Origin of the sequence: Hymenobacter norwichensis DSM 15439, assembly GCF_000420705.1 — a bacterium.
GTDB classification, from domain to species: Bacteria; Bacteroidota; Bacteroidia; order Cytophagales; family Hymenobacteraceae; genus Hymenobacter; species Hymenobacter norwichensis.
The window spans coordinates 1153833-1180463 of sequence record NZ_ATVL01000006.1 but is presented as its reverse complement, the minus strand read 5'-3'; the positions used below and the strand labels follow the sequence as shown (position 1 = coordinate 1180463).

Genomic DNA, 26631 nt, shown 5'->3' with positions numbered 1-26631 from the left:
TGAGGTAGGTGATGAAAATTACTTACCTATCTCCTCTACTTGAGAGTTTCCTTAGCAATGGCAGATATAACGTGCTCCTTCTGCGGTAAGAGCAAAAAAGACGTCTCGGTTATGATTTCCGGCATCAACGCGCACATTTGTGAGCGTTGCGTCGGGCAGGCCCAGCAAATTCTCAACGAGGAAAATAAGATTCGGTCGAACTCGAAGACTCCCAAGTTCAACTTGGTGAAGCCGCGGGAGATGAAAGATTATCTCGACCAGTACGTGGTGGGCCAAGACGAAGCCAAGAAAGTGATGTCGGTGGCGGTATACAACCACTACAAGCGCCTGATGCAGAAGCCGCAGAAGGATGATGTGGTGATTGAGAAGTCCAACATCATCATGGTGGGCGAAACTGGCACTGGTAAAACATTCTTGACCCGCATGCTGGCTAACATTCTGCAAGTGCCCTTCTGCATTGCTGATGCTACTGTGCTTACCGAAGCTGGCTACGTAGGTGAGGACGTAGAAAGCATTTTGACGCGCCTGCTACAAGCAGCTGACTACAATGTGGAAGCAGCCGAGCGTGGCATCGTCTACATCGACGAAATCGATAAAATTGCCCGCAAGAGCGACAACCCTAGCATCACCCGCGACGTGAGCGGCGAAGGTGTACAGCAGGCGATGCTGAAACTGCTGGAAGGTACTACAGTAAACGTACCGCCGCATGGTGGCCGCAAGCACCCCGAGCAGAAGATGATTACGGTAAACACCGAAAACATACTCTTCATTTGCGGGGGCGCTTTCGTAGGCATTGAGCGCATCATCAAGAGCCGCTTGAACACCAAGCCGATTGGCTTTGCTAAAACCCAGCTAGAAGAAAAGGTAGATACCGACAATTTCCTGCGCTACGTAACAGCTCAAGACTTGAAAGCTTTCGGCTTGATTCCGGAGTTGATTGGCCGCCTGCCGGTGCTCACGCACCTCAACCCCCTCGACCACGCCACCCTACGCAAAATTCTCACGGAGCCCAAGAACTCTATCGTGAAGCAGTACCAACGGCTGTTTGAGATGGAAGACGTGCAACTCTCCTTTACGGAAGGTGCCTTGGAGTATATTGTGGTGAAAGCCGATGAGTACCGCCTCGGCGCCCGTGGCTTGCGCTCCATCTGCGAAGGCATAATGACCGACGCTATGTTCGATATGCCTTCGGAAACCGAAACCAAGGAGTTAGTTATCGACTTGGAATATGCTCGTAGCAAGTTCGAGCAGTCGCCGATGAAGCAGTTGCGCGCAGCGTAATAACGCAGCATAAAAGCAGAAGGCCCCGACGAACAATTTCGTTGGGGCCTTCTGCTTTTGTGCGAGGTACTTTATTCTTTCAGATATCCCACCATCAGCTTGGCGGCTTTTTCGGCGGCGTTCTGGCGGCCTAGCTTCTCGCGGATTTCGGTATAGCCGGCTTTTTGCTGGGTGATAAACTCTTCGTTGACAGTTACTTTTTTCAGCTCCTGCACAAGGTTGCGAGAGTTGAATTCGCCTTGGATTAGCTCTTTCACTACTTCACGGCCTGCAATAAGGTTAACCAACGAAATGTAGGGCACCTTGATAACGGCCTTGCCAATGGCGTAGGAAACAGCGCTGGTACGGTAGCACACTACTTGTGGCACCCCGAACAGCGCGGTTTCCAGCGTGGCGGTACCACTCGTAACTAGAGCGGCGGTGGAGTGGGCTAGGAGGTCGTAGGTTTCGTTGAAGAGGATACGGACGTTGTTGCGCTCGAAGTGGGCGTAGTAATTACGGTCGAGGTTATCGACACCGGCTACAATGAACTGGTAGTCGAGGAAGGGCGGCAGGATGGCCACCATTTCGTAGAGCATTTCCTCTATTTCCTGCTTGCGCGAGCCGGGAAGTACGGCAATTATTTTCCGGGCCGGGTCGAGGTTGTGGCGTTGGTGGAAATCGATGGTTTTCTGGTGCTCGGCTACAGCATCGGCGGTCGGGTTGCCGATGTAATCGACATCATAGCCGAAACGCTGGTAGAACTCCCGCTCAAATGGCAGGATGACGAACATCTTGTCTACCAGCTTCTTGACGGTGTGAACTCGGCTCTGGTTCCAGGCCCAAATTTTAGGGGAAATATAATAGAATACCTTGATGCCGTGCGCCTTCGCGAACTTGGCAACCCGTAGGTTGAAGCCAGCATAATCCACCAGAATCAGCACATCGGGCTGGTAGGCCAGCAAGTCGCGCTGACACTCTTTCAGATACCCCCGAAATTTGAGGATGCTAGTGGCAGCTTCCCAGAAGCCCATAATGGCCATTTCCTGGTAGTGATGCACGAGCGTACCACCTTCGGCCTTCATCATGTCGCCGCCCCAGCCCCGAAACTCGGCCTGGGGGTCTTGCTGGCCTAGGTTCCGCATGAGGTTGGCAGCGTGGAAGTCGCCGGACCGCTCACCGGCTATCAGGTAGTATTTCATGTAGTTGGTAAACAACTTTTCTGGAATGCAGCGGCGGCGCCGAAGCAGCGCACGTACTGACACTGGATTACTGCTTCAACATCAGCACGCGAGATGCTCCGGCGGCGCCGCTGCATCTCGCGTGCTGACTTTATCAACCACTTACTCCCCTAAATACTCCACGAAGTTGCGGGGAGTCTCGTAGAGTTTGATGCTGTGCAAACGGGCTGGAGAAATACGCTCGATTTCGGGGGCCAAAATCTGCCAAAAAGCCATAGCCAGGTTTTCGGTGCTGGCCATTTGGCCCGCCATGAACGGCACATCGAGGTTGAGGTTTTTGTGGTCAACCTGGTCGATGACGTGGGTGCGGATGAGGGTGCTGAGCTGCTTGAGGTCGATGACGAAACCGGTGTCGGGGTCGGGCTTGCCTTTTACCGTCACGATGAGGTCGAAATTATGACCGTGCCAGTTGGTGTTGGCACAGGGGCCAAACACTTCCTTGTTGCGCTCCTCGCTCCACTTGGGGTTGTAGAGTTTGTGCGCCGCGTTGAAGTGTTCCTGCCGGCTGATGTAAATCATTGATTGGAATCTTAGGGTATTGGGGCAGTAGGATCTTGGACTTTCAACTTGATACAGGTCGTACAACGTGAATCAGAAGCCTAAGTCCCCAAGACCCTAAGACCCTTTTTTGCGCAGCAAATATACGAAGAACGGTACGCCGAACAGGGCCGTGACCAAGCCTACGGGCAAGCCGGCCGGCGGATACAGCAAGCGGGCCAGCAGGTCGCAGGCCAGTAGGAAGTTGCCGCCGAGCAAAGCACAGAACAGCGGATTGGCCCGGCCCGTCACGCCCAGCAACCAGCGCGTGAGGTGCGGCACCACCAATCCCACAAACCCAACTGGCCCACACAGCGCTACCACACAGCCAGTTAGCACTGACGCCGTAATGAGAAGCAGCCAGCGGGTACGTGCCACATCCACGCCTAAGCCCTGGGCCCGCTCCTCCCCTAGCATCAGGATGGTGAGGTCTTTTTGCAGGAAAACAAACAGCCCCAACGCCGCCACTAGGGCCACCGCCGGATACGGCAGTTCCGCCCAGCCCGCCCGCTCGAAGCTGCCCGCCGCCCAAAACGTAACACTCCGCAGCTTCTCCTGAGTGGCCAACAAAAACGTGAATACGCCGCCAATAGCCGTGGTAAGCGAACCAACGGCGACGCCAGCCAGCAGTAGTTGCGCCGGAATTACTTGGCCGCGCCGCGTACCAACGGCCACTACAACCAGCGTAGTTATCAGTGCCCCAGCCAGCGCGAAAAGTGGCGGCAAATAGAAACCACCCCAAACTAGGCTAGGCAGAGACGAAAAGCAGAAAATAGCGCCCAATGATGCCCCTGACGCAGTACCCAACAAATAAGGATCGGCTAGAGGATTGTTGACCATCGCCTGCATCAGATACCCGCTGAAGGCCAAGCCACCGCCCGCCAGCAAAGCCAGCAATATGCGGGGCAGCCGCAGTTCCACCAGCACTAAGTGGGTTGGGTTCTGAGGGTTGTAGTGCGTCAGAGCCTCGATTATGAGGGCGTAATCGGTGTCGTAGCTGCCTACGCGCATGCCCAGCACCACCAGCGCCAGCATAAGCAGCAGGCTGGCCAGAATCCAGGGCAAGGCGTGTCGGTTCATCGAGTAGGCTTATTGATTGCTGTAGCGCGGAACCACAATTACTTACTGGTCACCAGCTTCTGTAACTCGCGCACCGATTCCACCACGCGGGGGCCGGGGCGCTCCATCAGGTTGCCGGTGATGCCGTACACGCGGCGCGTTTGGTAGGCTTTAATTCGCTTGAGTTCGGGGTAGTTTTTGAAGAACGTGCTATCCAGCTTACCGAAACTGCCGCCGATGAGCACATCGGGGTTCAGTTTAAGAATGTACTCGCGGGTAAGGGCCGGGTAAGGCTGAGCGAACTTCTCGGTTACGGCGTTCTGGCCGCCGGCCACCTTGATTTTATCGGTGAAGAGCGTGTTTTGGCCATACACGTAAATGGGGTCCTGCCAGGTGATGGCCAGCACGCGCGGGCGGGCCTGGGTGGCTGGAGCAGCCTTGGTAATGGCAGCTAGTTCGGCCTGTAAAGAATCGGTGAGGTGGCGGGCTTGGGGCTGCCGGTTCAGGATTCGGCCCAGGTCGCGCAGGCCACGAAATACGTCGTCGAGGCTTTGGAAACGCTGGTAGTACACGGGCACGCCGAATTTCTCCAGCCGAGCCGCATCATCGAGCGAGGTAATGCCTTCCACGGTAAACACCACGTCGGGGTGCATGGCCACCAGCTTCTCCATGTCCAGCGGGTAGCTATTGACGATTGGCTTGCGCAGCACAGCCGTAGGATAGTCGCAGACTTGGGTGCGGGCAATGATGGTAGCCGTATCGGCTACGGCGTACAGCATTTCGGTCATGGAGGGAGCCAGCGCCATGATGCGGCGAGGCCGGGCCGGCACCGTGAGCTGGCGGCCCAGGTCGTCGCGCAGTTGCTGGGTTTGCGGCTGTGTGGTTGCAGCCGGTTCGGTAGCTTCGGTAGCTTTCGGCTTATCGGGTTGGCAGGCCAGCGGCAGCCAGAGGAGCGGCAGCAGCTTCAGGAGCCGGCGCGAAGGAAGGTGGAGCATGGCCGCAAAAGTCACGCATTAAACTCGAATTTTTGAGGCCAATCAGATTTAGCGAGAGCAAAAGCGTGTTTTCCAGAACACCCTATTGATAGAATAGGCAAACAGTCAGCGGTACTCGTCCGTTTCAGATGCGCAAGCCACCTGGGTTGAGCCGGACAGCATTTCGCCTAATATGGCGTTACCTTCGTCGGCCAGAAGCCTTATCTGTGGGGCCACTGCATCCGTGAAATCCCAAAAATCCGGTTAGCTCCGGATTTAATTTTCTCTTCTATGATAGTTGTAACCGGAGCGGCCGGCTTTATTGCCAGCTGCCTTGTCACCCGCCTCAACGCCGCCAACTTCAACGACATTGTGGTGGTGGATAATTTCGCCGTGGAGCGCAAGCTCGCCAACCTGAAAGGCAAGCACCTGCGCGAATACGTGGACCGCACCGAGTTTTTCGACTGGCTGGACACCAACCACGAACAGGTGGAATTCATCTTCCACCTCGGAGCCCGCACCGATACCACCGAGCAGGACCGCGCCATCTTGGATTTACTGAACCTGAACTACTCCAAGCAGATGTGGCAGGCCTGCGTGAAGTACCAGTTGCCACTGGTGTATGCTTCGTCGGCGGCTACGTACGGGTCGGGCACGCTCGGCTACTCCGACCAGGACGACGCACTGCTGCCACTCTACCGGCCCCTCAACCCCTACGGCGACTCCAAGAACGAATTCGATAACTGGGCAGTCAACCAGGAGGAAAAGCCGTTTTTCTGGGCCGGCCTGAAGTTTTTCAACGTGTACGGCCCCAACGAGTACCACAAGGGCCGCATGGCGTCGGTGATTCTGCACGCTTTCGAGCAGATTCAGAAATCGGGCTCGATGGTGCTATTCCGCTCCCACAACCCCGACTACACCGACGGCGGCCAGATGCGCGACTTTGTGTACGTGAAGGACGTGGTGGAAGTGTGCTTCTTTCTGATGCAGCACCGCCAAAACTCTGGCATCTACAACTTAGGCACCGGTGAAGCCCGCACCTTCCTGGATTTAGCCCTGAACACCTTCGCTGCCCTGGACCGCACCGCCGACATCCAGTTCCGCGACACGCCCGAGGATATCCGCGACAAGTACCAGTACTTCACCCAGGCCGATATGAGCAAGCTGCGCAGCATCGGCTACGACCGGCCGTTTACGTCATTGGAAGATGGCGTGCAAGACTACGTGCGCAACTATTTGGTGCCTGGGGTTTATCTGTAGTACGGCTGGTGCTGTTTCGCTACATAAGAAAGGCCGCGCCTAGCAGTTAGTACCGCTTATCCGATTCCTGCTTACTTCTTCCTACAAATAGGTCTACTCCGCTTCACTTATGGAACAGTATCACGCTCTGATTCGGAAAGCATACGCCGCCTTCAATGCCCGCGACATTCCAACCGTTCTGACCACTTTTCACCCACAGGTGCGCTGGTCGAAAGCATGGGAAGGCGACTACGCAACGGGCCACGAGGACGTGCGCGACTATTGGCTGCGGCAGTGGCAGGAGCTAGACCCCTACGTTGAGCCGACTGGGTTTAGCGAGCGAGAAGACGGCAGACTGGAAGTTGCCGTGCATCAAGTGGTGAAAGATAAGCAGGGACAACTGCTGTTCGATGGTCCAGTGAAGCACATCTACACAATTCAGGATAGCCTGTTCAGGCAGATGGACATCGAGCAAGGGTAGCAACGCACTGCCCCAAATCGAACAGTTCAATCAACTGATATCCAGCCAAACGCAAAAGCCCTCCCGACTACCGTAGTCAGGAGGGCTTTTGCGTTTACAAAACGAAAACTCGTTACGCGGCTATTTCGTCGTCGCCATTGGGATAGAGCGGCAGCACGGGCGTTTCGGGGGCCACCGGGAAGGTGGGGATGAGCGACGGCGCAACGGTGTTGGCAGCATTGGTGCGGCGCAAGGCGCGCATCAGCAGATACCGGTATTTCTCGGCGTCGGCAAGGGCTGCTTCCACGGCTTGCAGGGCGTCGTGGTAGCTAACTACGGGTACTGACTCAGCAGATTCGCCCGTAGGATACGTGAGGTCAAAAACCGGGCATTGCAGGTATTCGGCGGGCGTTTTCATGGGCGTGAGCTTGGTTAAATTCTTATCGACTATATAACAGCTCACCCCCTGTTTTCATTCCTTGGCACTGAAGTTTTTACCTAACTTATCCTTAATTAAAACTCTGATTATCAGTCATTTATTTTCAAAACCAACTTACCAAACTGCTGCCCTTCATCCATGCGGCGCAGCGCGGCTTCGCCCTCGGCCAAAGGGAACATTTCGTCCACGATGGGCACCAGCTGATGCTCGTCGAAGAAGCGCAACAGACCCGCAAAATCTTGCTCGGTACCCATGGAAGAACCCAACAGGGAAAGCTGATTCCAGAACACTTTGCGCGCGACCAGCGTGGGAATGTTGCCATGGGTGGCGCCATAGAACACGATGCGGCCACCGGGAGTTGCCGCATCAATCAAGTCGCCGAAGCCGGGGCCGGCGGCGCTATCTACCAGTACGTGGAAGCCGCCGCCCGCTTGCTTGGTAAGTTCGACGGGCCACTTCTCAGTTTTGTAGCTGATGCCGCCTTTGGCGCCCAGCGCCACAGCTTTTTCGATTTTCTCTTCTGAACTGGAAGTTACCCACACTTCGGCACCGGCAGCTACCGCCATTTGCAGAGCCAGCAGGGCTACCCCGCCCCCAACACCGCTAATCAGCACCCGCTCGCCGGGTTGCAGAGCCGCCCGCGTAAACAACGCCCGGTAGGCCGTAGCGCCACCCAGCGGCAGGGCCGCCGCCTGCTCATATGACAGATGCGCGGGCTTGGGCTGCACGTAGCGGGCGGGCACGCACACGTAATCAGCAAACGTGCCATCCTGAGGCAGCCCCAGAATCGAGAAGTCACGGCCTTGCGCGGCGGGGTTGTCGCCCCAGTTGTGGCCGGGGTTGATGATTACGGCCTGTCCGCGGAGGCTTTCGTCGGCTCCCTCCCCTATTTCGGTAACGCTACCTGCGCCATCTGAACCCAGAATAATGGGAAACTTTAGCCCGGCATACTGGCCCTTCTGAATCCAGACGTCGCGGTGGTTGAGGGCGGCGGCATGGAGGCGGACCAGCACCTGCCCAGGACCGGGCTGGGGCGTGGGCACTTCCCGTAACTGAACTGGTTGATTGATACCATCAAGAACAAGAGCTTGCATGTAAACGAGGAGTTGCGGTGACTGGAGTGGTAAAGGAAACAGGAATGACGACTTGGAAGCAAGCGCCTATAAGAACCGAGCCTTCAATTCGGGCGTGGGCAGCCAGCAGCTTTCTTCCCGGCCGAACCACTGGTAGCGGTGCCGGGCAATGAAGCGGTATACCCAGTCGCGGAGAGGACGCGGCACCAGCATGCCCGCGTATAGCACCGGCCATAGCCCCCGCAACTGCCGTAGTATACGCAGTGCCGCCGTGGAATGGGTGTAAACCTGCCCATTCTGGACGAGCATAACCGTTTCGGGCTCAATGACGGCAGGCACCCCGTATTGGGCCAATAGTTCCCGCCCCGCTTCCGACTGTAAGGAGGTGAACTGAAAATGGCCAGTAGGGTCGTGGTTGATAACGAACTGTACGAAACCATTGCAGAGGTTACAAACTCCATCGAACAGAATTACGGCGGCGGGAGAAGCCATAGTAGTAGTCTAAAATTTGACAAGCAGCCTTTCTTACGAAGTGGACTGCAATAACAATACGCAGTCTGCTAGAAGCTAGGTGTATTGTTTGTAACCCGAGTTGAGCGCTAGTGGTTTTGGGGCTTCGGTTAGTGCATTAACACATATATAAAACACTATACAACAGTCGACTACAAAGACAAAAGGACACATTACGTGTTTTTCTCTCCGCTTTTTTCTCCAAAAATCAGTACTAATTCGCTTATTGTCCAGGTGTTGCACTTTTCCTATCAGCGTATAACGAAAGAGTTTTCCTCCACCACCAATTCTTTCTGCGCTATGAAAAAAAACTGGCTATTGGCCATTCCGGCTGCTCTGCTAACCTTATCGCTAGGAATGACCTCCTGCGACGACGACGATAACGGTAGCACCCCTTCCACTACCTCGGGCACGACCACCTCGGGCACTACAAGCGGTACCACTACATCTGGCACAACTACTTCCGGAACAACCTCGGGCACGACTACCAGCGGTACCACTTCCGGAACAACCTCGGGCACGACTACGAGTGGTACTACTTCCGGTACCACTACCTCAGGTACTACGAGTGGCACAACTTCTGGCACTACCACGAGCGGTACTACTGCTGGTACTACTACCAGCGGAACTACCTCCGGCACAACCACAACTGGTACAACCAGCGGCACTACAAGTGGCACCACTTCCGGCACAACTACTTCTGGAACAACTAGCGGTACGACTACGAGTGGCACCACTAGCGGTACCACGTCGGGCACTACAAGTGGTACAACCTCAGGTACCACTAGCGGCACAACTTCTGGTACCACCTCAGGCTCTACCGGTGGCTCAACTACCTAATATTTACGCTTCGGCCGCAAAGGCAGTCTTACTCTAGGCTTTCTTTGCGGCCGAAGCGTAGAAGGGGTACAGTCTGTTTTGTTCTCCTCTTTTCCTTATATATAGCATGTTCATACCCCGTATCAACCTAATAACAACTGCCTTATTGGGGGCCGCCCTTTCTTTCAGTTCTTGCAGTGGTGGCAGCAGTTCCAACGAACCCAGCACGGGCTCCGGCGACATGGCCACCGACTCCGATGCCAATGGCAGTTCCGACATCAACGGCACTTCCAATACCGAACAAGACTCGATGAGCTCTGACGCAGGAGCCGCAGCAGGCCAAGCCGAAAATCCTGCTAGCGGGGGCTCGACATCAGGCTCTACGGGCGGCACCCCCAACGGTGGCACCATGGGCAATGGCCCCGTAACCTCAGGTACAGGTGCAGGCAGCACCAGCGGTACTACTGGGGCTTCTACATCGGGCAGCAGTGCCACAACCGGCGGCCAAAATCAATAGCCCACCCGTGGGCTTTGCGCAGTTAATGGTAGCCAATTGTGCTACTAACCTAGCCTAGACCATTAACTACAGATGTTTATGAAGGCTCAACCGGTGTTTACCGCAAGAGAAGCTTTTAAAAATGCGTATTTATTCGTATACGCATTTTTAGTCGTTTGCTAACTCGATGCCGTAGAAGCATCATTGTCATCCATCATCCAACCGATTCCACCTTTCCCATTGTTCTTTCAGCTATGAAAAAGTCCTCTTTCCTCCTCTCTGCTGCTCTCATCACTGCATTAGTAGCTGCTTCGGGTAGCTCAGCCTTGGCTCAAACCACCACGGGCGGTACAACTGCCGGCACAACTGCTGGTACTATGACCTCCGGCACCACCACCTCAGGTACAACAGCAGGCACTACTTCCGGCACGATGACATCGGGCACTACGGCCGGCACTACCTCGGGCTCGATGACTTCAGGCACTACCTCAGGTAGTACAGGTGGCTCGACCACCGGCTATGGCACTACTTCAGGCTCTATGACGACATCGGGCAGCACATCAGGCTCCATGACCTCGGGCCGTCGAAGCGGTTCTACCACCTCGGGCCGCACCACTAGCGGCAGCAAAGTACGGGGCAGCAAAAACGCAGGCCGTACTACTAGCGGCATGACCACCAGCGGTTCTACCACTTCGGGCTCTACTAGCGGCAGCACCACCCGCTAAGCAATATGCCGGCTTGTTTTCAATAGTCGGTTGAAAAGGCGGAAAGGTTGATCATTGGAAACGATGAGCAACCTTTCCGCCTTTTTTTGCCTGTTCGTCTCCGAGTTCCGTTTGCTTGTCTATGCCTGCACTGTTAGCCGCTCTCCGCCGTCCTTTTGTATTCGATTTGCGTGCTCTTGCGCTGCTACGAGTTGCCGTAGCGGTTGTGCTACTTACTGATTTGGTTATCAGAAGCACCGATTTGGAGGCTCACTACTCCAATATGGGCGTGTTGCCGTTGCAGGTACTGTTTGAGCATAACTGGAACTCGTACGAATTCTCGTTGCACAGCAGTAGCGGTTTGTGGCAGGTACAGGCAGTACTGTTCGGAGTAGCTGCCGTGGCAGCCGTGGCGCTGCTACTTGGCTACCACACCCGGCTAGCCACGGTGGTATCGTGGGTGCTACTGGTATCATTGCAGAATCGGAACCCGCTTATCTCGCAGGGCGGCGACGACCTGTTGCGCATGCTGTTGTTTTGGGGCTTCTTTTTGCCCTGGGGCCGCGTGTACTCTTGGGATGCGCGCAAGCGGCTCACTCCGCCCCAACTGACTTACATCAGTGCGGCTACTGTAGCCTACGTAGTTCAGATAGCCCTAGTGTACTGGTGCACGGCGCTACTCAAATCGGGCGCAGAATGGACCACTGAGGGCACGGCCCTTTACTATGCCCTTAGCCTCGACCAAGTACTGATGCCAGGCGGCAAGCTCATTTATCCCTATCCCGAGCTGCTACGGTTTCTCACCTTTGCCACTTATTATCTGGAGAAGTTTCTGCCGTTTGTGCTGTTTCTGCCGTTCTGGGTGCCGTTTTGGCGGTTGTTGTTTGTGGGGGTAATGTTCGGCTTTCACATCGGTATCAGTCTGACCTTGTTCGTGGGGTTGTTCTTCCTGATCAACTTGGCCTCAGTGCTGGGCTTGCTGCCCCCCGTAGCTATGGACAGGCTGGAGCGCTGGCTGGTACCGGCCACGCAACAGTTGCGCCCCCGTGTGGCAGCCCGCTTAGCTTCTCTACGGACTCGGCTAGCCAGTTGGCAGCGCCCCGTCAACGTGCAAATCAACTCGTCGATAGAAGTTTCGGCGGGGGCGCGCCGGCTGTTGCGGAGCGTGCGCGAAGGGCTAGTAGTGGGCGTACTGGTATATGTATGCTGGTGGAACCTCGACAACATTGTGAACCCGCGCTGGGCCATGAAAGAGCCGCTGCGGTGGTTGGGCTACCTAGTACGCATCGACCAGCACTGGGGCATGTTTGCGCCGGCCGTGTTCAAGGATGATGGCTGGTATCTACTGGATGCTACCACCACCGATGGCCGCCACCTCGACCTGAACCGCCACGGCCAACCCCTTACCTACAGCAAGCCCGAATCGGTGATGCGCCTTTTTAAAAACGACCGGTGGCGCAAGTATTCCGAGAACTACCTGTTTGTTTCGAATGCTTACATGCGGCCGTATTACTGCAACTACTTACTCCGCATCTGGCGCGAACAGCCCGGCAACCCACCGCTGCGCCACCTTGATGTGGTGTACATGAAAGAAATATCCCTGCCTAACTACAAAACGGCTAAGCCTACCCGTGAGGTGCTTTGTGGCTGCGACGCGGCCAGTGAGTAGTCAGGCAAGCGCGTTGGCAAACAGCACATTATCACATCAACAATTAACATATCAACCACTATGTTCAACAAAGCAACCCGCGCCAATACGCCCGCGCTGCAACACGTTACCGCTGGCCTATGGGGTCTGCGCGACGTATTTGCCAACCTCTACTTCGTGCGTAACCCTGAGGCCCCCACCGACGCTTGGGTGCTGATTGACGCCGGCCTTCCTGGTTCTGGCCAAAAGGTACAACGGTCAGCAGAAGCCCTTTTTGGGCACGATAATCCGCCCGCGGCCATCCTGCTTACCCACGGCCACTTCGACCACGTAGGGGCGCTACCACACCTGCTGAAGGCGTGGCCCAATGTGCCAGTGTACGCCCACCCATTGGAACTGCCCTACCTCACTGGCCGCTCGTCGTACCCCCCACCCGACCCAACCGTGGGCGGCGGGACAATGGCGGCCATGTCATTTTTGTATCCCAAGAAGCCGCTCAACTTGGGCTCCCGCATACAGGCTCTCCCGCCCGACGGCACCGTGCCCGAGTTGTCTGGTTGGCGCTGGGTACATACACCGGGTCATACGCCGGGCCATGTTTCCTTCTTCCGCGAAGCCGACCATGTACTGGTACCCGGCGACGCTTTCGTAACGGTGCAGGCCGAATCGGGCATGGCCACCTGGACGCAGAAGCAAGAAGTGCACGGCCCGCCCGCCTATTTCACCCCCGATTGGCAGCATGCTCGGCACTCGGTAGCACTGCTGGCTGGCCTCAACCCCACCCTAGCAGCTACCGGCCACGGTATCCCGATGCAGGGCGAAGAATTACGCCAGCAGCTAGCCGATTTGGTAGCGCACTTCGATGATAAAGCCGTACCCGCCCAGGGCCGCTATGTGGGCCACCCAGCCCAAGCCAACGAAAGTGGCGTGGTATCGGTGCCGCCGCCAGCGAAAACCAATTTACCTATCTGGCTGGTAGGGGCTGGCGTAGCAGTAGCAGGCGGCATCTGGTTGTCGCGCAACAGCCATAAAGTTGCTGCTTTGGGTGAAACTCGACGCACTAAGCGCCGGACTTACATTTCCTCTACCATATACAGAGGCTGATTTCACTTAACCGCATCTTTGGTAGCCACCAACGGCTTCGTTCACACAAGTGGACGAAGCCGCTTTTTTTAATAGCTAGCCAAAGAACAATTACGTGAAAACAGCGACGCACCATGAATCATAATAATTATATTTACTATTCATCATTGATTATAGCTTCAATATGACAAAATCTTTATAATAAAGAATAAACCAATCGAAATATGTCGTTGGTTACCCATATTATATAAACGAATATTAACTTGCTTTAAAGTTGATTTTATAACACAACAAGCAAGCTAATCAGCACTTATTTATATTGAATTTATTTCTATAAAAAATTAGACAATATCTACTCTATTATCACCTACTCGCGCTAGCATCACATTATACATTACACCAAAAACACAATTTTTTACAGAATATAACCACCTAAAATGAAACAGGTTTTACCCGCTTTTACCTTTCTTTTCCCATGCGTTTTGCTTGGTGGTCTGCCTTCAACCGCAACAGCACAGTCTACTAACCCACCTGCCCTGTACGTAAACGACAGCGCCACTATCGGCGACTTATTTACAACAGCGGCGGGCAATGACGCTACCGGCAACGGCTCGGCAGCAGCACCTTTTGCCACCGTAGCCCGCGCCTTGGCACAAGCCGATCTTACTACCCAAACCATTTTTATTGATGCAGGTACATACTCCGAGCGCATCGTGCTCAACAAGCCTATCAGTTTGCAGGGAGCTGGTACGGCTACGGGTCAGCCAAGCAGCGCCACCATTTTTGATGGCGGGCTACTACCATCTCCCACCCAAACCAACGAAGCCGGCCTGCTGATAACGGTAAGCGGCGGTACCAGTACCAACTCACTCACCATTGCTGACCTTACGTTCCAGAACTACGACTTTGGTATTCAGGCTGATGGCAGCAATCCGCAGGCTTATTTTCTACTGGAAGATGTGGAAACGGTGCACAACCGGCGGCAAGGGATTTTCTGGCGAAGCTTGGGTGGCGTTGACCACCTGACGTTTCGGCGAGTGCGGGCTGCTTATACCGCCGAAGGCACCAACCCTAGTGCCAACGGAGCCGGTCGGGGCCTGTTCCTAGTCAATGGCCACAAAGCGGATATCCTGATTGAAGGCGGCACCTTTGAAATGAACCGCCGCGGCGGCATCGACATCAACGACGGCAGCGTGAGCAACCTGACGGTGCGCAACAACCAGTTCAGCCAGAATGCAGGCGGCGCGCTGGTAGTGCTGGGCGCGGCTGGTACCCGCAACGGCGGCAGTTTTACCAGCATTGCGGCGCTTATCGAGGGCAATGCCATCCGCAACAATGCTTCCAATGGCATGGAGTTGAAGGCCTGCACCGGCAATGGCCAAGGCCGTGGCGCTGGTAGCTTTGTGGTCCGCAACAACTACGTTGCCCGCACTATTAGCACCCCAACCAACCTCTCTGAGGACAATGCCGGCTTGGCATTTATCGACCGGGACCGGAGCGTAATTGCGGCCGGGGGCGGCGTAAATGGCGACCTAACCACGGGCGGCGCTTATGTGGCAGGCAACACCATCCGGGGCTATCTGGCCGATGCTACCAGTTCCAGCTTCAATATCAACGGCTTCGGGATGGTGCTGGAAGGCAGCCAGAACAAGGTATTCGGCAACGTGGTGGCGCAATGCCAGCGGGCTGTGCAAGTGCAAGACCGCCCCGCCAACAGCACCGGCTTCACCCCTTTCTTTGACAGCAGCCGCAACGGATTGGTCGTATCTAGTGGCGACAGTATCCGGGGCAACCGCCTCGACAGCTGCGCCACCGCTATCCGCACCGTGAACCTAACCAACCCGGTTGACGCTTCACTGAACTGGCTGGGTGCTGCTACGGCAACTGCGGTGCGCGGTACCACCGGCACCGGCGGCCTCGTGACGACGCTAGCCGGACCCTCCGCCAATTTCGCCGGGCAATCAGCTTTTGCTACTACTGGCTTAATTGATTACTCTCCCTTCCTTGGCAGCAACCTAGACGCTGCGGCTGCCGTGGGCTTCCAGCCAGATCTTGCTCAGCTGACTGCTGATAACTATAGCCCGCAGTCCTCAACTGATACTCCACTAGCCGAAGGATTGGCGCTAGTAGCTGAAAATGGCACACTTGGGTTGAGTGCCTCCGCTTATGATGAGAGCATCAGCATCAGCAAAAGCCTAACGCTGACCGCCGAAGCTACTACTACCCTGCGTGCTTTGTCGCTCAACGGCGCCGGCAAAACCCTCACACTGGGCGCGCCTCTCGCTCTTACGGGCAGCCTCACTCTCACCGACGGCCTGTTACGCACTACGGCCAGCAACTTACTTACCCTTACCGACCAAGCCACGGCCACCGCGGGTAATGCTACGTCTTACGTGGATGGTCCGCTGCGCAAAGAAGGCCAGCAGGCTTTCGTGTTCCCGTTGGGCAAGAATGGGCAGTGGGCTCGCCTGGGCATTTCGGCGCCGGCTAGCGCCACTACGGCTTTCACCGCCGAGTACATACCTACGGCCTATGCTACCCGTACCGCCAACTCCCCACTAAGCGAGGTCAGCCAGGTGGAGCACTGGACCCTAGATGGGGCCGGCACTTCCGACGCGGTGAACGTGCAGTTGTTCTGGGAAAACGCCTTCCGTAGTGGCATCAATAATTTCTCGACGGATTTGCAAGTGGCAGCTTTCAACGGCACCACCTGGGACACAGCGGGCAACAGCGGCTTGAGCGGCAGTCTTAACGCCGGTGCGGTGGTATCGGCTCGGCCAGCTAGCAATTTCACTACGTTCACGCTGGGCTCCCTCTCGCCGGCTGTCAACCCGCTTGCCACCCAGCTACTTTCCTTCACGGCCGACCAGCCGACCCCCGGCACCGTGGCGCTGGAATGGACGCTGCCGAGCGAAGATAATATGTTCGGGTATGCAGTGGAACGCTCCACTACCAGCACTAACTGGCAGCAGATTGGCTTCGTAGCCAGCCAAGGCGTTACACCGCAGCCGCTAGCCTATACCTACCAAGACCGCAACACGCAGGGCCTGATGCAGGCCACCTACCGCCTACGCCAAACCAACGCGGCCGGCGTAGCGCGCTACTCGGCGGTAGCCTCGGTGGCCATTACCGGCGGCCCATTGGCTACTAGCCACCCCAGCCCCAACCAATTTGCGGTGTTTCCTAACCCAGCCAGCCACTACGTAACAGTACGCTTATCGGCAGTGGCCAGCGGCCCGGCCCGCGTACTGCTTACCGACCTTAGCGGCCGCACGGTGCTAACCCAGAAGCTACGCGGCGGCACGGATACAGAAGTAAACCTGCCGGCTTCGCTCTCAACTGGCGTGTATCTGCTGCGCGTAGAGGCACCTGGTTATTCCAGCAAGCCACAACGGTTGGTTGTTCAGTAATCTATTGGGCACTTATACAAGCAACGTTTTAGCAACGGCCTTCCCTAACTGCGGGGAAGGCCGTTGTCTTTTTGGTAGCCTTACTTGTTGCTTACTCGACGGGCAATAAGTCGCAGTACCAGAAGCCGGCGGCGTAGGGGTCAGGGGCATCCTCTTGGTGGCAATTAGCTTGGCTGTTGGCGGGCGGCTGATAGGTACGGCGCACTTTCTCGCCGTACTCAAACGAGATGGGCGAGGCGAAATACGGCGCATCGAACACAAAGCTGTGGTACTCGCCGTTTTCACCGCAAGCGTCTACGCCGGGCGGCAGGTCGCGCAGAAAGTCGGCGTCGAGCAGGCGGCCGCAGAAGCTGGCATCCAGGAACTTGTCGTTCACGCAGACAACTACCGCTTTGAAGCCCAGGTCGAGGTACTCACGCAATAGGTCGGCGCTGGGGCGCTGCCAGATAGGGAAAACGGCTTCCATGCCGATGCCAGCTAGTTGCTGTTCGCGGTACTGGCGGAGGTCTTCCAGAAAAATATCACCGAAGATGGAATGCCGAATGCCTTTTGCCTGAAGCGGGGCCAGGGTTTCGCGCATAATCCGCTCGTAGTCTTCCATGCCGGGCATTTCGGGGAGTTCCAGCTGGGTGAGCGGCAGGCCAATGCGCTGGGCCTGCTGCGCCAGCAATTCCAGCCGCACCCCGTGCATGGAAACGCGTTGGTAATGGGCATTGACGCTGGTGAGCAGGTCGGTGACGTGGAAACGGGGGTTGCGGAGGGCGTAGTAGAGGGCAAGTGCCGAATCTTTGCCGCCGCTCCAATTCATCAAGGCAGGAACTGACATGCGGTAAAGGTAGAGGGCCACCTCGAAACATTGCCGCAACCGCAGCGCCTTGCCCTACGTTGGGTTAAGCAGCCGCAGCTGCTTGTTTTTGCGCCGGCTTGCTTCGTCTGTTTTTCCTATTCCAACTACTTTCTATGAAACGCATTTCCCATCTGCTGCTAGCCGTTGCGGCCGTAGCCTCGCTGGCCGCCTGCGACCGGCAGAAATCTCCTGGCAAAGACCCCCAAGTTACCGAGGACTTCACTAACGCGCCACCCGCCACCGTCAACGAAACGGACCGCGACAGCATCTCGGGTGGGCAGCGGGTGGAAGCCCCAGCCGGGAAAGGCTCAGCCGCCGACCAGCAAGCTTCGCAAGGTAATGCCGATGCCGCGCTGGAGTCGTCGCCGAGCAACCCCAACTCGCCACCCAACCGCATGCCTAAAGAATCAGAGGAAGCTAAATCGAAAGGCAGCGAATAAGAGCGTAGTCTATTTGTAAAAAAGCCCGCCAACTTGTAGTTGGCGGGCTTTTTTATGTTATGAAGAAGCTAGCTACAGCGCCCGACCAGCGGGTAAGCCCAGCGCTGTGCCTTTCGAAAGGGCCAAGCCAGCACCCAGCACCAGCGCATCTTCAAAGCCGCCAACCAAGGCAATCGGCAAACCGGATTCTTGCGCTGATTTTTTGCGCAGGTATAGACTGGCGTACGTGGCGGCTACCGCTACAGCACTACCGAGCAACGCCCCTTTTATGGCGCTATCATGGTTGACTTTGTAGAGTGTGGCCCCTACCAGCGCCCCGGATAGGGCCCGGCCCGCCAGTACAGGCGGCGCGGTACGGTCGGGGGCAGCGGGCAGTTTGTCGCCCACCATTTCGCCGGCCGTCATCAGCTTGAGGCCCGTGGCCACCCAAGGCTTCTGCATCCACCGCAACGGCGACTTAGCCAGGGCGTGGGGGTGAAATTTGGTGAGGTTGCCGCTTAGCAGCATCGGGGCCGTCATGCTCCGGAAGCCCGCCAACGTGCCGAGTCCTACGGTTTGCCAAAAGTATTTGCTCATCTTATTTTCAGTGAGTTCAGTTGAAAGGAGTAGGTCTTTAAACGATAAATCCGGGTGGATGACCAAATAGGTTTCAGGTCTTTTTCGCGCGGCTCATACGTTTTCAAACTCTACTTATACTGCGGGCCCTGGCCGGGGCGGGCGTAGGCAAAGGCACCTACCTGGCTGGCGCGGTAGTAGGTATCGAGGCCGGAGATGCAGACGTCATCTACGGCAGGCAAATCGAGGGTCCCGTCGGGGAGCAGCACGTTTTCGGGCAGGTAGATATGCTCCACCGTACCCACCAGCAGCACCGTACCATTATGAATAGGCAGTTCCTCTTTCAGACGTAGCCCAATGCCGATGTGGCTTTCGGCCACATAGGGCGCCGGGAAATCGTCGCGGAAATCAGGCGTGAAGTGGCACTGCTCGAATTCTGATTCTTCAGCCGGAAAGTCAGCGGAGGTGTAGTGAGCCTGAGCCACGAAACCGGCGTGCACGTGGTTGATGGTGAAACACCCGGTAGTTTTCAGGTTTTGGTACGTATGGCGCGGCACCGTAGTAGGGCGGGTGATAATACCCAGCACCGCCGGCGCCGAACCCAGGTGCACTACCGAGCTGAATATGGCCAGGTTGGTGGCTCCGTCAGCGTCGGCCGTACCAATAAGGTTAGCGGGCTTATAGCCGGGTAGGGCGTTGATAAGGTTGAGGCGGTACACCTTCTCGAAAGCCTGAAGGTCGGCGGGCGTGATGTGGCGCATAAGTAAAAAAGCGTGAAACCAGGAGACGGATAAAGAGAAAAGGCGCAGCGTACGCAGGACATTTTGCGGCCTGGTTTGTTACTACGAGCCGCAAGCGCAATTCGACGCTTGTACTTTCCACCTTTCTATTAAAACCCAATTACTATGGCCGATTCACCTAAGACCTCATTCTCTCCCACCTACACCATCGGCGGCGACCTGTCCGTGAACCGGATGGGTTACGGCGCCATGCGCATTACCGGCGACGGTATTTGGGGGCCGCCCCAAGACCACGCCGAATCCATTAGGGTGCTGCAACGGGCCGTGGAACTGGGCGTGAACTTCATTGACACCGCCGACAGCTACGGCCCTAACGTGTCGGAGGAGCTGATTGCCGAGGCGCTGCACCCCTACCCTGCCGGTTTGCTGATTGCTACCAAAGGTGGTTTGCTGCGCACTGGCCCCAATCAGTGGCCCATCAATGCCCGCCCCGACCACTTGCGCGAAGCTCTGGAAGGTAGCCTGAAACGCCTGAAACTCGACCAGATTGACTTGTACCAACTGCACCGCATCGACCCGGAAGTGCCGTTCGAGCAGACGCTGGAATTTTTGCAGCAGGCGCAGGAAGATGGCCTTATCAAGCATATTGGCCTTTCCGAAGTGAACGTGGAGCAAATCAAAAAGGCGCAGGAATACGTGAAAGTGGTATCGGTGCAGAACATGTACAGCGTGGACAACCGCAAGTGGGAAGCTGAGCTGGAGTACACCGAGCAAAATGATATTGCTTTCATTCCGTGGTACCCACTCAGTGGCGGCAACGAGCAGGCCCTGAGCAAGCTGGAGCAAATCGGGCAGAAGCACAACGCTACCAAGCAACAGGTGGCCCTGAGCTGGCTATTGCACCGCGCGCCCAACATCCTGCTCATCCCCGGCACGTCCAAAGTGAAGCACCTGGAAGAAAACGTACAGGCTGCATCCATTGCCCTGACTCCCGAGGACATGGCTGAACTAGAGACCATCAAGTAGCTTCGTGAGCATGTAGCGCGAAAACACAACTGGCCACAAAAAAAGGCGGTTATCCTGCATGCAGGATAACCGCCTTTTTTCAGATTTGTCAGCCTATTCCTGGCCGTGGGCCCAGGTATCCATCTTGCGTTCCAGCACCGAAAGAGGCATGACGCCGTCCTTCAGCAGCTCGTCATGGAAATCGGTGAGGTGGAAATGCTCCCGATGCTGGCCGGCATACTGTTCGCGCAGCTTGTTGTGCTGCACCCCAAGCTGCTTGGCGTATTTCTCGCGCATCTCCCTGATTTTCAGGGCTCCTATTTTGTAGCTCAGCGCCTGCCCCGGTATGGCCATATACCGCTCAATTTCGGCGGTGGCGCCGTCTTCACTGATGGCTTCGTTGTCCATCATGTAGGCAATGGCCTGTTCGCGGGTCATGCTTTTGGTGTGCATGGCCACGTCTACCACTAGGCGCACGGCGCGGTGCATCTCGTCGCCGAGGGCGCCCATGTACTGGTACGGGTCGGTATAGAGGCCGAGTTCCTTGCCCAGGCTTTCGGTGTAAAGGGCCCAGCCTTCGCCCATGGCGCCATACCAAGCAAAGCGCCGGAACTTCGGCAATGCTTCATTTTCCTGCTGCAATGAAATCTGGTAGTGGTGGCCCGGAATGGCTTCATGCAGAAACAACGACTCCATGCCCGACGTCACGTTGAACTTGGTGGCATCGGGAATCGGGATGTAGAAGATGCCCGGCCGGGAGCCGTCGGGGCTGCCTTGGTTGTACTCGGCTGAGGCCGAAGCCTCGCGAAACTTCTCGGTTTGCCGGATTTCAAATGGCGTTTTGGGCGTGCGCCCGAACAGCTTGGGCAAGTTGGGCGTGATGCGCGCCTGAATACTGCGGAAGGCGTTGAGCACATCTTCCGGCGTTTTGTAGGGCATCAGCTTGGGGTCGGTTTTCAGGGAAGTGAAGAAGGCTTTCAAGTCGCCTTTGAAACCGACCTGCGCTTTCACCTTCTCCATTTCCGTACGGATGCGCTTCACCTCCTCCAGCCCGGTCTGGTAGATTTGCTCGGGCGTTTTGTCGGTGGTGGTCCAGCTCTTCACGTAGTAGCGGTACATCTCCGGGCCGCCGGGCACACCCGAAATGCCGGTAGTAGCACGGGCTTTGGGCGCGTACTCTTTCTCCAGGAAGTCGCCAAGCTTACGATAGGTAGGCACCAGCTCGTTCATGATGGCCTTCTTATAGTCGGCCGTGATGCGCTGCTGATCTTCGGCGGAAATGTTTTTCGGAAACTTCTTGATGGGACCATAGAACAAGCTTTGGGTTGGGTCCGTCACCACCAAGTCGCGCATCTGCGGAATCATCTTGCTTACCAAGGCTTTGGGCAGCACCACGCCGGCTTTCATGCCCTGCCGAAAATTGGCAATGGCTGTGTCGCCCCACACCGAAAAGCCCCGCACCCGGCCCAGCCAGTTGTCGTAGTCTTTCACGGTTTTGAAAGGCTGCACCCCTTCGCCCGAGCCATATTGGCCCATCGTGATAGGCAAACCCCAGAACTGCTGAAACGGCATCATCCAAGTGTTCAGCTTCAGGCCTTCCAGCTTGGTTTCGAGGTCATACTGGAAAATGTCGTAGCTGATTTTGTCGTTTTCCGACAGTGTGGCCCGCTGAAAAGTTTGGAGCTTAGTGAGGTACTTCTGGTAGAAAGCCGCCAGCTGGGTCCGGAATTCCTTGGTGCCGTCGTTGGGCAGCTGGTCGTTGAAGCGGTTGTCGCCTTGGGTGGTAGCTTCCAGTGGAAACAGGCGCGCCTGCTCTTCCCAGTAGCCCGCAAATAGGTCGGGCAGGTTCTTGATTTTAGTCACGTCGGTTTCAATGGGCGTGCTGCCATCGGCGGCAGGTTTCTGTTGGTTGCAGGCACCAAGCAAGGCCACAGCCAACAGGCCGGTGAGTACGCGGGTTTTCATAGGAAATCAGGCAGAGAGGTTTCAGCCCCAAAAGGTACGTGGTTTGGCCCACCCGATGAAACCGGCGGTTTTCGCCAGGCCGAAGTGGTAAGCAATAAGCAGCAGAAAGCCCGCCCGAAAGGTTCGGACGGGCTTTTGCGAATCGGGCGATGTTGGTTATTTCGCTATCAGGAACTTGCCACTCAATACGCCTTCTGAGGTAACGACCTGCACAATGTACATCTGCCGGTTGTTTATCCCTGTTACCGGAATCTGGCGGGTTACGAGGCCAGTGGTTGGGCTGGTCAGGTTTTCTGTGTACACCATGCGGCCCATGTTGTCGAACACTCGCAAGGTTTGCAGGGCGGCTTCGGTTTGCAGCACAATGTTGAGGTTGCCATTGTCGCCGTAGGCTTGCAGTTGTTGCTTCACGCTACCTACTTGTACTGGAATAACCTGGGTGTAGCTAAACGTACCATCAAGGTCGGTTTGCTTGAGGCGGTAGTAGTTCAGGCCCTTACGCATGCCCAGGTCGGTGGCAGCATATTCACGGCGGGCACTAGAGGTACCAGCGGCAGCCACTTTAGCTACTTCAGTGAAGGTTTCACCATTAAAGGACCGCTCTACAGTGAAGTCGGCCGAGTTTTTCTCGCTAGCCGTAATCCAGCGCAAATTTACTTGGTTGTTGTCGTAAGCGGCAGTGAAGCTGCTTAGCTCCACGGGCAGCGGTGCCGCATTACAGTCGAGAGCAACCGGCCCTTCAGTATAGTTAGTGTTGATAAACTGCCTAATCTGGTTGGCGTTGTTGTAGCCGAGAATTTTGCCAGCTACAACAAGATTCCCAGCTTTCTGCTGCCCTTTGTTAATAGAAGAGTTGCCTTGGTCATTTATCAGGTTACCACCGATGGTGAAAGTGGCGGTAAGCGTGATGTCATTGCTAACTACGAAGGTTACACAAGAAGAAACATTGATGTTAGCGTAAATCAGCGCATCTGTCTTGATAAAGTTGATTTTATAGAGGTCCAGCGCCAGTGTTCTATTACTCCGGGCCTGCACATTTAGGCGGTCACTAGGGCCCCCCGTTTGTTCGCCCAAGGTTAGCGTGCGATTACCGCCATCTACTAAGGAGCCGTTAGGGAAGATTGATAGAGCACCATTTCTACCACTCACGTCATAGTCAATGTTCAGCCGGACGTTAGTAGTAACGTTAACTACATTGTTGGCTCCAGGAGCCGGAAACCGCGATACTCCCGGACCGTCACCTGAGATAATTGTCCAAGTGCTTGGGTTATTCCAGTTACCGTCGACTTGAGAATCGTACCTAACGGGAGTTGATTGCTGCGCTTGCACAAAGAGCGTGCACAGCATGAAAAGAAAAGTGAGTAGTGTCGTCTTCATGGTAATCAGGGTAAAAGGGTACTTCATCTTCGGCGTCTTACGGTTCAATACGCTTTCAGATGCCTGCTACAGGCTACTTAGATGGGATTTCTCTTATATCGTTCATATTATATCTTGTTAAGTAAATATGAATTTAGAGGACCTATTTCACTTCAGCACGTAACAAACATCACAATCGTATAATTTTTACAATAATACTATTCCTAGATTTACTTTACAATTTTTTTTAATTATTACTTAATTTTGTTTATTAAGTTCAATAAAATGGTTTTAATTATATGACGCTCTGTGGCTACTTAATGTTGTGCTTAGTTGAAATAGAGCCTTCGCAGAGGTGTAGCAGCAACCGTTCGACAACAAAGTGGGTACGATGTCTGTCTTAAACTACATTTAACTACCCCTATGGAATCTCTCAGCGGAAAGAATGCCCTTGTAACGGGCGCCGGCAAAGGCATTGGCCGGGCCGTAGCAATTGCCCTCGCACAGGAAGGCGTAAACGTAGCCCTGTTGGCTCGCACCGAAAGCCAGTTACAAGCCGTAGCGCAGGAAGTACAGGCTCTGGGCGTGAAAGCCACCATCGTAACAGCCGATATTGCCGACCGTGCCGCTGTGGAAGCGGCTGTAGCGCAGGCCGAAACCGAACTTGGCACCATTGATATTCTGATCAACAACGCCGGTATCGGCACTTTCGCTAAGCTGGTTGATATGGACCCCAAGGAGTGGGAACACATCATTCAGGTGAACCTGATGGGCACGTACTACGCCACGCGCGCTGTGCTACCCGGCATGATAGCCCGCGAAACCGGCGACATCATCAATATTGCCTCCACGGCCGGGCAGCGCGGCGCGGCCACTACCAGCGCCTACAGTGCTTCCAAGTTTGCCGTGCTCGGCCTCACCGAATCGTTGATGCAAGAAGTGCGCAAGCACAACATCCGGGTGTCGGCCCTCACCCCTAGCACTGTAGCTACCGAGTTGGCCATCAGCAACAAGCTCACCGACGGCAACCCCGACAAGGTGATGCAGCCCGAAGATTTGGCAGAGTTCATCGTGTCGCAGCTCAAACTCAACCGCCGCATCTTTATTAAAGAAGCCGGCATGTGGAGCACCAATCCGTAGTGAGTACCTAATAGCAGCAAAACAAAAGAGCCTCCGCTGAATAGCGGAGGCTCTTTTGTTTTACCTATAGCGTTATATCAACACAGACTAAGTCCTTACTCTATCTTACCGTTACGGATGATGACGTCGGCTTTGGGCTCGGCTTTTTTTACCATCGTTCCGAAGGCACCTTTTTTCTCGAAGGAGGCTACCACCTCATCCTCCACGGGAGTGCGCTGCACCACGGGGTTGTTGGCCCAGAACTCGGGGTCATACTTGGTAGCCTTAATGGTTTCTAGGTCCCGGTCGTCGACGTTGGGGCGGGCGTAGGCTATTTTGGTGGGCGTCGTGGACGTGTCGTAGAAGTAGGTGAACGAGTTAACGCTCAGTGGTACGGTGCCGGTTTTCGTGCCGGTTACGAGGTCGGCCGTGAGGTCCACCTGCATGTGGTCGAGCGGCGAAACGGGGGCATCGTCGGAGGGCTTGAACACCATATCCACCGACAGCTTGGGGTTTTTGAACTTCTGGTTGGGGTTGCTGGACTTGGCCGTGAAGTTGGGCTGCATCATTTTATAGCGCACAATCTTGTTGGTTTCGATATCAATCCAGATGGTGCCTTCCACGCGGTACTTTATTTCGGGGCGCGTCTCGAAGCTGATTTCGGCAATAGTGCTGCTGTCCTGGTCGAGTAGGCCTTTCAGTTCCAGCAAGTAGTTCTTCACGGTGTTCGGGCTGAGCAGCGCCAACGACTTGGTACTGTCGGCGTTGGCATCATAGAGGCCGTAGGAGCGGGTGTAGATGGAAAAGTTGCTAAACGCCGTGGCCGCCTGCTTGGCCGCGTAGCGCCCTTGTGCAATGGCTGTGCCCTCAATGCGGGCCGGGTTGGATTTCACGTTCCAGACCACTTCCTGCAATTCGGTGGGCTCGTTGCTGATGCGGGTGAGCTGGCGGTAGTAGGCCTTGCCATAGAACTTACGTGAGTAGCTGTTTTGCAGCTGCCGGAACGCCTTTTCCACCAGCTGAAACGGGTAGCTATTCACTTTCACTTCGGGCAGTACCACCGAGGCCGGCGCCATGGCTACTTGCAGCGGCGTGTTGTAGGTGGCCTGCGTTACGCGCAAAGTGTCGCGCAAGTGGCCCAGTTCCGAGAAAACCAGCGTGCGAGGCAAGTCCTTGAGCACTAAAGTAAACTCGCCGTTCACGTTGCTGGCTGTGCCGTTGGTAGTACCCACTACCTGAATACTCACGAACGGCAGCGGCTCTTTGGTTTCTTTATCAACCACGGTGCCGCGCACCGAAAACTGCGCCGCCGCTCCCAAAGGCAAAGCCAGCAGAGCCAGCAGAAACAGGCTGGCCAAAGAAGAAAAACGGAATAAGGACGACCGGATAGCAGGGAAGTGGAATGAGTGCAAGGCGAAGCTAAGTTAAATGAGTACCAGAATGGAAACGATAGAACGGCTGGCAGCGCCCAGGGCGTATGCCGCTGCCGCAAAGGTAGGCCCGCGCCGGATTTTGAAACCGGAAAAAGCAAAGTCCTGCCGCCCAAATGCAACTACAATGCCACACGGCGGTTGAAGTATACCAGAACAGTGCAGCCGAACATGATACCTTTTCCTTAATCTGCGTAAACCCAACGCGCCCTATCTTGGGGC

Annotated in this window: 25 protein-coding genes; 12 read left to right on the top strand and 13 right to left on the bottom strand. The window is 55.6% G+C overall.

Features of this window, described 5'->3' with window-relative positions; translation table 11 throughout:
• Nucleotides 1-57 precede the first annotated feature (57 nt).
• On the top strand, nt 58-1281 hold the full coding sequence (gene clpX / locus G536_RS0106235) for an ATP-dependent Clp protease ATP-binding subunit ClpX (RefSeq protein WP_026879890.1): 1224 nt from the start codon (nt 58-60) through the stop codon (nt 1279-1281).
• Between the two features lie 71 nt (nt 1282-1352).
• On the opposite strand, the gene lpxB is transcribed toward clpX, so the two are convergent.
• From lpxB to G536_RS0106215, 4 genes are all read right to left on the bottom strand, one after another.
• Nucleotides 1353-2462, bottom strand: coding sequence for a lipid-A-disaccharide synthase (gene lpxB / locus G536_RS0106230; protein ID WP_026879889.1), 1110 nt, complete (start codon nt 2460-2462; stop codon nt 1353-1355).
• A 141-nt stretch (nt 2463-2603) separates the two neighbouring features.
• Nucleotides 2604-3020, bottom strand: coding sequence for a 6-pyruvoyl trahydropterin synthase family protein (locus tag G536_RS0106225; protein ID WP_022822729.1), 417 nt, complete (start codon nt 3018-3020; stop codon nt 2604-2606).
• Nucleotides 3021-3116: 96 nt separating this feature from the next.
• Complete coding sequence (locus G536_RS0106220; protein ID WP_022822728.1) at nt 3117-4118, bottom strand: FecCD family ABC transporter permease; 1002 nt, start codon at nt 4116-4118, stop codon at nt 3117-3119.
• A gap of 38 nt (nt 4119-4156) precedes the next feature.
• A complete protein-coding gene (locus G536_RS0106215) occupies nt 4157-5092 on the bottom strand; it encodes an ABC transporter substrate-binding protein (RefSeq protein WP_022822727.1) in 936 nt (311 codons plus the stop codon).
• Nucleotides 5093-5362: 270 nt separating this feature from the next.
• Here G536_RS0106215 and rfaD point away from each other — a divergent pair, with 270 nt between their 5' ends.
• A complete protein-coding gene (gene rfaD / locus G536_RS0106210; protein WP_022822726.1) occupies nt 5363-6331 on the top strand; it encodes an ADP-glyceromanno-heptose 6-epimerase in 969 nt (322 codons plus the stop codon).
• A 109-nt stretch (nt 6332-6440) separates the two neighbouring features.
• Nucleotides 6441-6791: a nuclear transport factor 2 family protein gene (locus tag G536_RS0106205; RefSeq protein WP_022822725.1), complete on the top strand. Its 351-nt coding sequence runs from the start codon at nt 6441-6443 to the stop codon at nt 6789-6791.
• Between the two features lie 112 nt (nt 6792-6903).
• Here G536_RS0106205 and G536_RS0106200 read toward each other — a convergent pair whose 3' ends face one another.
• The 3 genes from G536_RS0106200 to G536_RS0106190 form a co-directional block, all read right to left on the bottom strand.
• A complete protein-coding gene (locus G536_RS0106200) occupies nt 6904-7188 on the bottom strand; it encodes a hypothetical protein (RefSeq protein WP_022822724.1) in 285 nt (94 codons plus the stop codon).
• A 110-nt stretch (nt 7189-7298) separates the two neighbouring features.
• Complete coding sequence (locus G536_RS0106195) at nt 7299-8303, bottom strand: zinc-binding dehydrogenase (protein ID WP_022822723.1); 1005 nt, start codon at nt 8301-8303, stop codon at nt 7299-7301.
• Nucleotides 8304-8369: 66 nt separating this feature from the next.
• The gene (locus G536_RS0106190; RefSeq protein WP_022822722.1) at nt 8370-8774 is read right to left on the bottom strand and encodes a thiol-disulfide oxidoreductase DCC family protein; all 405 of its coding nucleotides are present in this window, start codon (nt 8772-8774) and stop codon (nt 8370-8372) included.
• Nucleotides 8775-9092: 318 nt separating this feature from the next.
• Here G536_RS0106190 and G536_RS31350 point away from each other — a divergent pair, with 318 nt between their 5' ends.
• The 6 genes from G536_RS31350 (at nt 9093) to G536_RS0106155 (ending at nt 16952) form a co-directional block, all read left to right on the top strand.
• Entirely contained in the window at nt 9093-9632 is a 540-nt protein-coding gene (locus G536_RS31350) for a hypothetical protein (RefSeq protein WP_071837660.1), read from the top strand.
• A gap of 106 nt (nt 9633-9738) precedes the next feature.
• The gene (locus G536_RS30405) at nt 9739-10128 is read left to right on the top strand and encodes a hypothetical protein (protein ID WP_157530443.1); all 390 of its coding nucleotides are present in this window, start codon (nt 9739-9741) and stop codon (nt 10126-10128) included.
• A 233-nt stretch (nt 10129-10361) separates the two neighbouring features.
• The gene (locus tag G536_RS32055) at nt 10362-10832 is read left to right on the top strand and encodes a hypothetical protein (RefSeq protein WP_033369514.1); all 471 of its coding nucleotides are present in this window, start codon (nt 10362-10364) and stop codon (nt 10830-10832) included.
• A gap of 121 nt (nt 10833-10953) precedes the next feature.
• Nucleotides 10954-12480, top strand: a complete 1527-nt coding sequence (locus tag G536_RS0106165) for a type I deoxyribonuclease HsdR (protein ID WP_022822716.1) — start codon at nt 10954-10956, stop codon at nt 12478-12480.
• Nucleotides 12481-12540: 60 nt separating this feature from the next.
• A complete protein-coding gene (locus G536_RS26525) occupies nt 12541-13563 on the top strand; it encodes an MBL fold metallo-hydrolase (RefSeq protein ID WP_022822715.1) in 1023 nt (340 codons plus the stop codon).
• 416 nt (nt 13564-13979) lie between these two features.
• Nucleotides 13980-16952, top strand: a complete 2973-nt coding sequence (locus G536_RS0106155) for a right-handed parallel beta-helix repeat-containing protein (protein ID WP_084708499.1) — start codon at nt 13980-13982, stop codon at nt 16950-16952.
• 91 nt (nt 16953-17043) lie between these two features.
• Here the strand turns inward: G536_RS0106155 and G536_RS0106150 are convergent, their stop codons facing one another.
• The gene (locus G536_RS0106150) at nt 17044-17778 is read right to left on the bottom strand and encodes a Dph6-related ATP pyrophosphatase (RefSeq protein WP_026879888.1); all 735 of its coding nucleotides are present in this window, start codon (nt 17776-17778) and stop codon (nt 17044-17046) included.
• A 134-nt stretch (nt 17779-17912) separates the two neighbouring features.
• On the opposite strand from G536_RS0106150, the gene G536_RS0106145 reads away from it, so the two are divergent.
• A complete protein-coding gene (locus G536_RS0106145; RefSeq protein ID WP_022822712.1) occupies nt 17913-18239 on the top strand; it encodes a hypothetical protein in 327 nt (108 codons plus the stop codon).
• 72 nt (nt 18240-18311) lie between these two features.
• Here G536_RS0106145 and G536_RS26520 read toward each other — a convergent pair whose 3' ends face one another.
• Together G536_RS26520 and G536_RS0106135 are read right to left on the bottom strand one after the other, a co-directional pair.
• On the bottom strand, nt 18312-18815 hold the full coding sequence (locus G536_RS26520; RefSeq protein WP_022822711.1) for a DUF4126 family protein: 504 nt from the start codon (nt 18813-18815) through the stop codon (nt 18312-18314).
• A 110-nt stretch (nt 18816-18925) separates the two neighbouring features.
• Nucleotides 18926-19555, bottom strand: a complete 630-nt coding sequence (locus G536_RS0106135; protein WP_022822710.1) for a flavin reductase family protein — start codon at nt 19553-19555, stop codon at nt 18926-18928.
• Nucleotides 19556-19699: 144 nt separating this feature from the next.
• Here G536_RS0106135 and G536_RS0106130 point away from each other — a divergent pair, with 144 nt between their 5' ends.
• Nucleotides 19700-20560 carry an aldo/keto reductase gene (locus G536_RS0106130; RefSeq protein WP_022822709.1) on the top strand — a complete coding sequence of 287 codons (861 nt, stop codon included), beginning with the start codon at nt 19700-19702 and terminating at the stop codon, nt 20558-20560.
• 93 nt (nt 20561-20653) lie between these two features.
• On the opposite strand, the gene G536_RS0106125 is transcribed toward G536_RS0106130, so the two are convergent.
• Together G536_RS0106125 and G536_RS0106120 are read right to left on the bottom strand one after the other, a co-directional pair.
• Nucleotides 20654-22504, bottom strand: a complete 1851-nt coding sequence (locus G536_RS0106125; RefSeq protein ID WP_022822708.1) for a DUF885 domain-containing protein — start codon at nt 22502-22504, stop codon at nt 20654-20656.
• 156 nt (nt 22505-22660) lie between these two features.
• On the bottom strand, nt 22661-23881 hold the full coding sequence (locus G536_RS0106120) for a hypothetical protein (protein WP_169515050.1): 1221 nt from the start codon (nt 23879-23881) through the stop codon (nt 22661-22663).
• Between the two features lie 402 nt (nt 23882-24283).
• Between G536_RS0106120 and G536_RS0106115 the strand changes: the two genes are divergently transcribed.
• A complete protein-coding gene (locus tag G536_RS0106115; protein ID WP_022822706.1) occupies nt 24284-25000 on the top strand; it encodes a 3-ketoacyl-ACP reductase in 717 nt (238 codons plus the stop codon).
• Nucleotides 25001-25095: 95 nt separating this feature from the next.
• Here G536_RS0106115 and G536_RS0106110 read toward each other — a convergent pair whose 3' ends face one another.
• On the bottom strand, nt 25096-26337 hold the full coding sequence (locus G536_RS0106110) for a carboxypeptidase-like regulatory domain-containing protein (protein ID WP_022822705.1): 1242 nt from the start codon (nt 26335-26337) through the stop codon (nt 25096-25098).
• Nucleotides 26338-26631 lie beyond the last annotated feature (294 nt).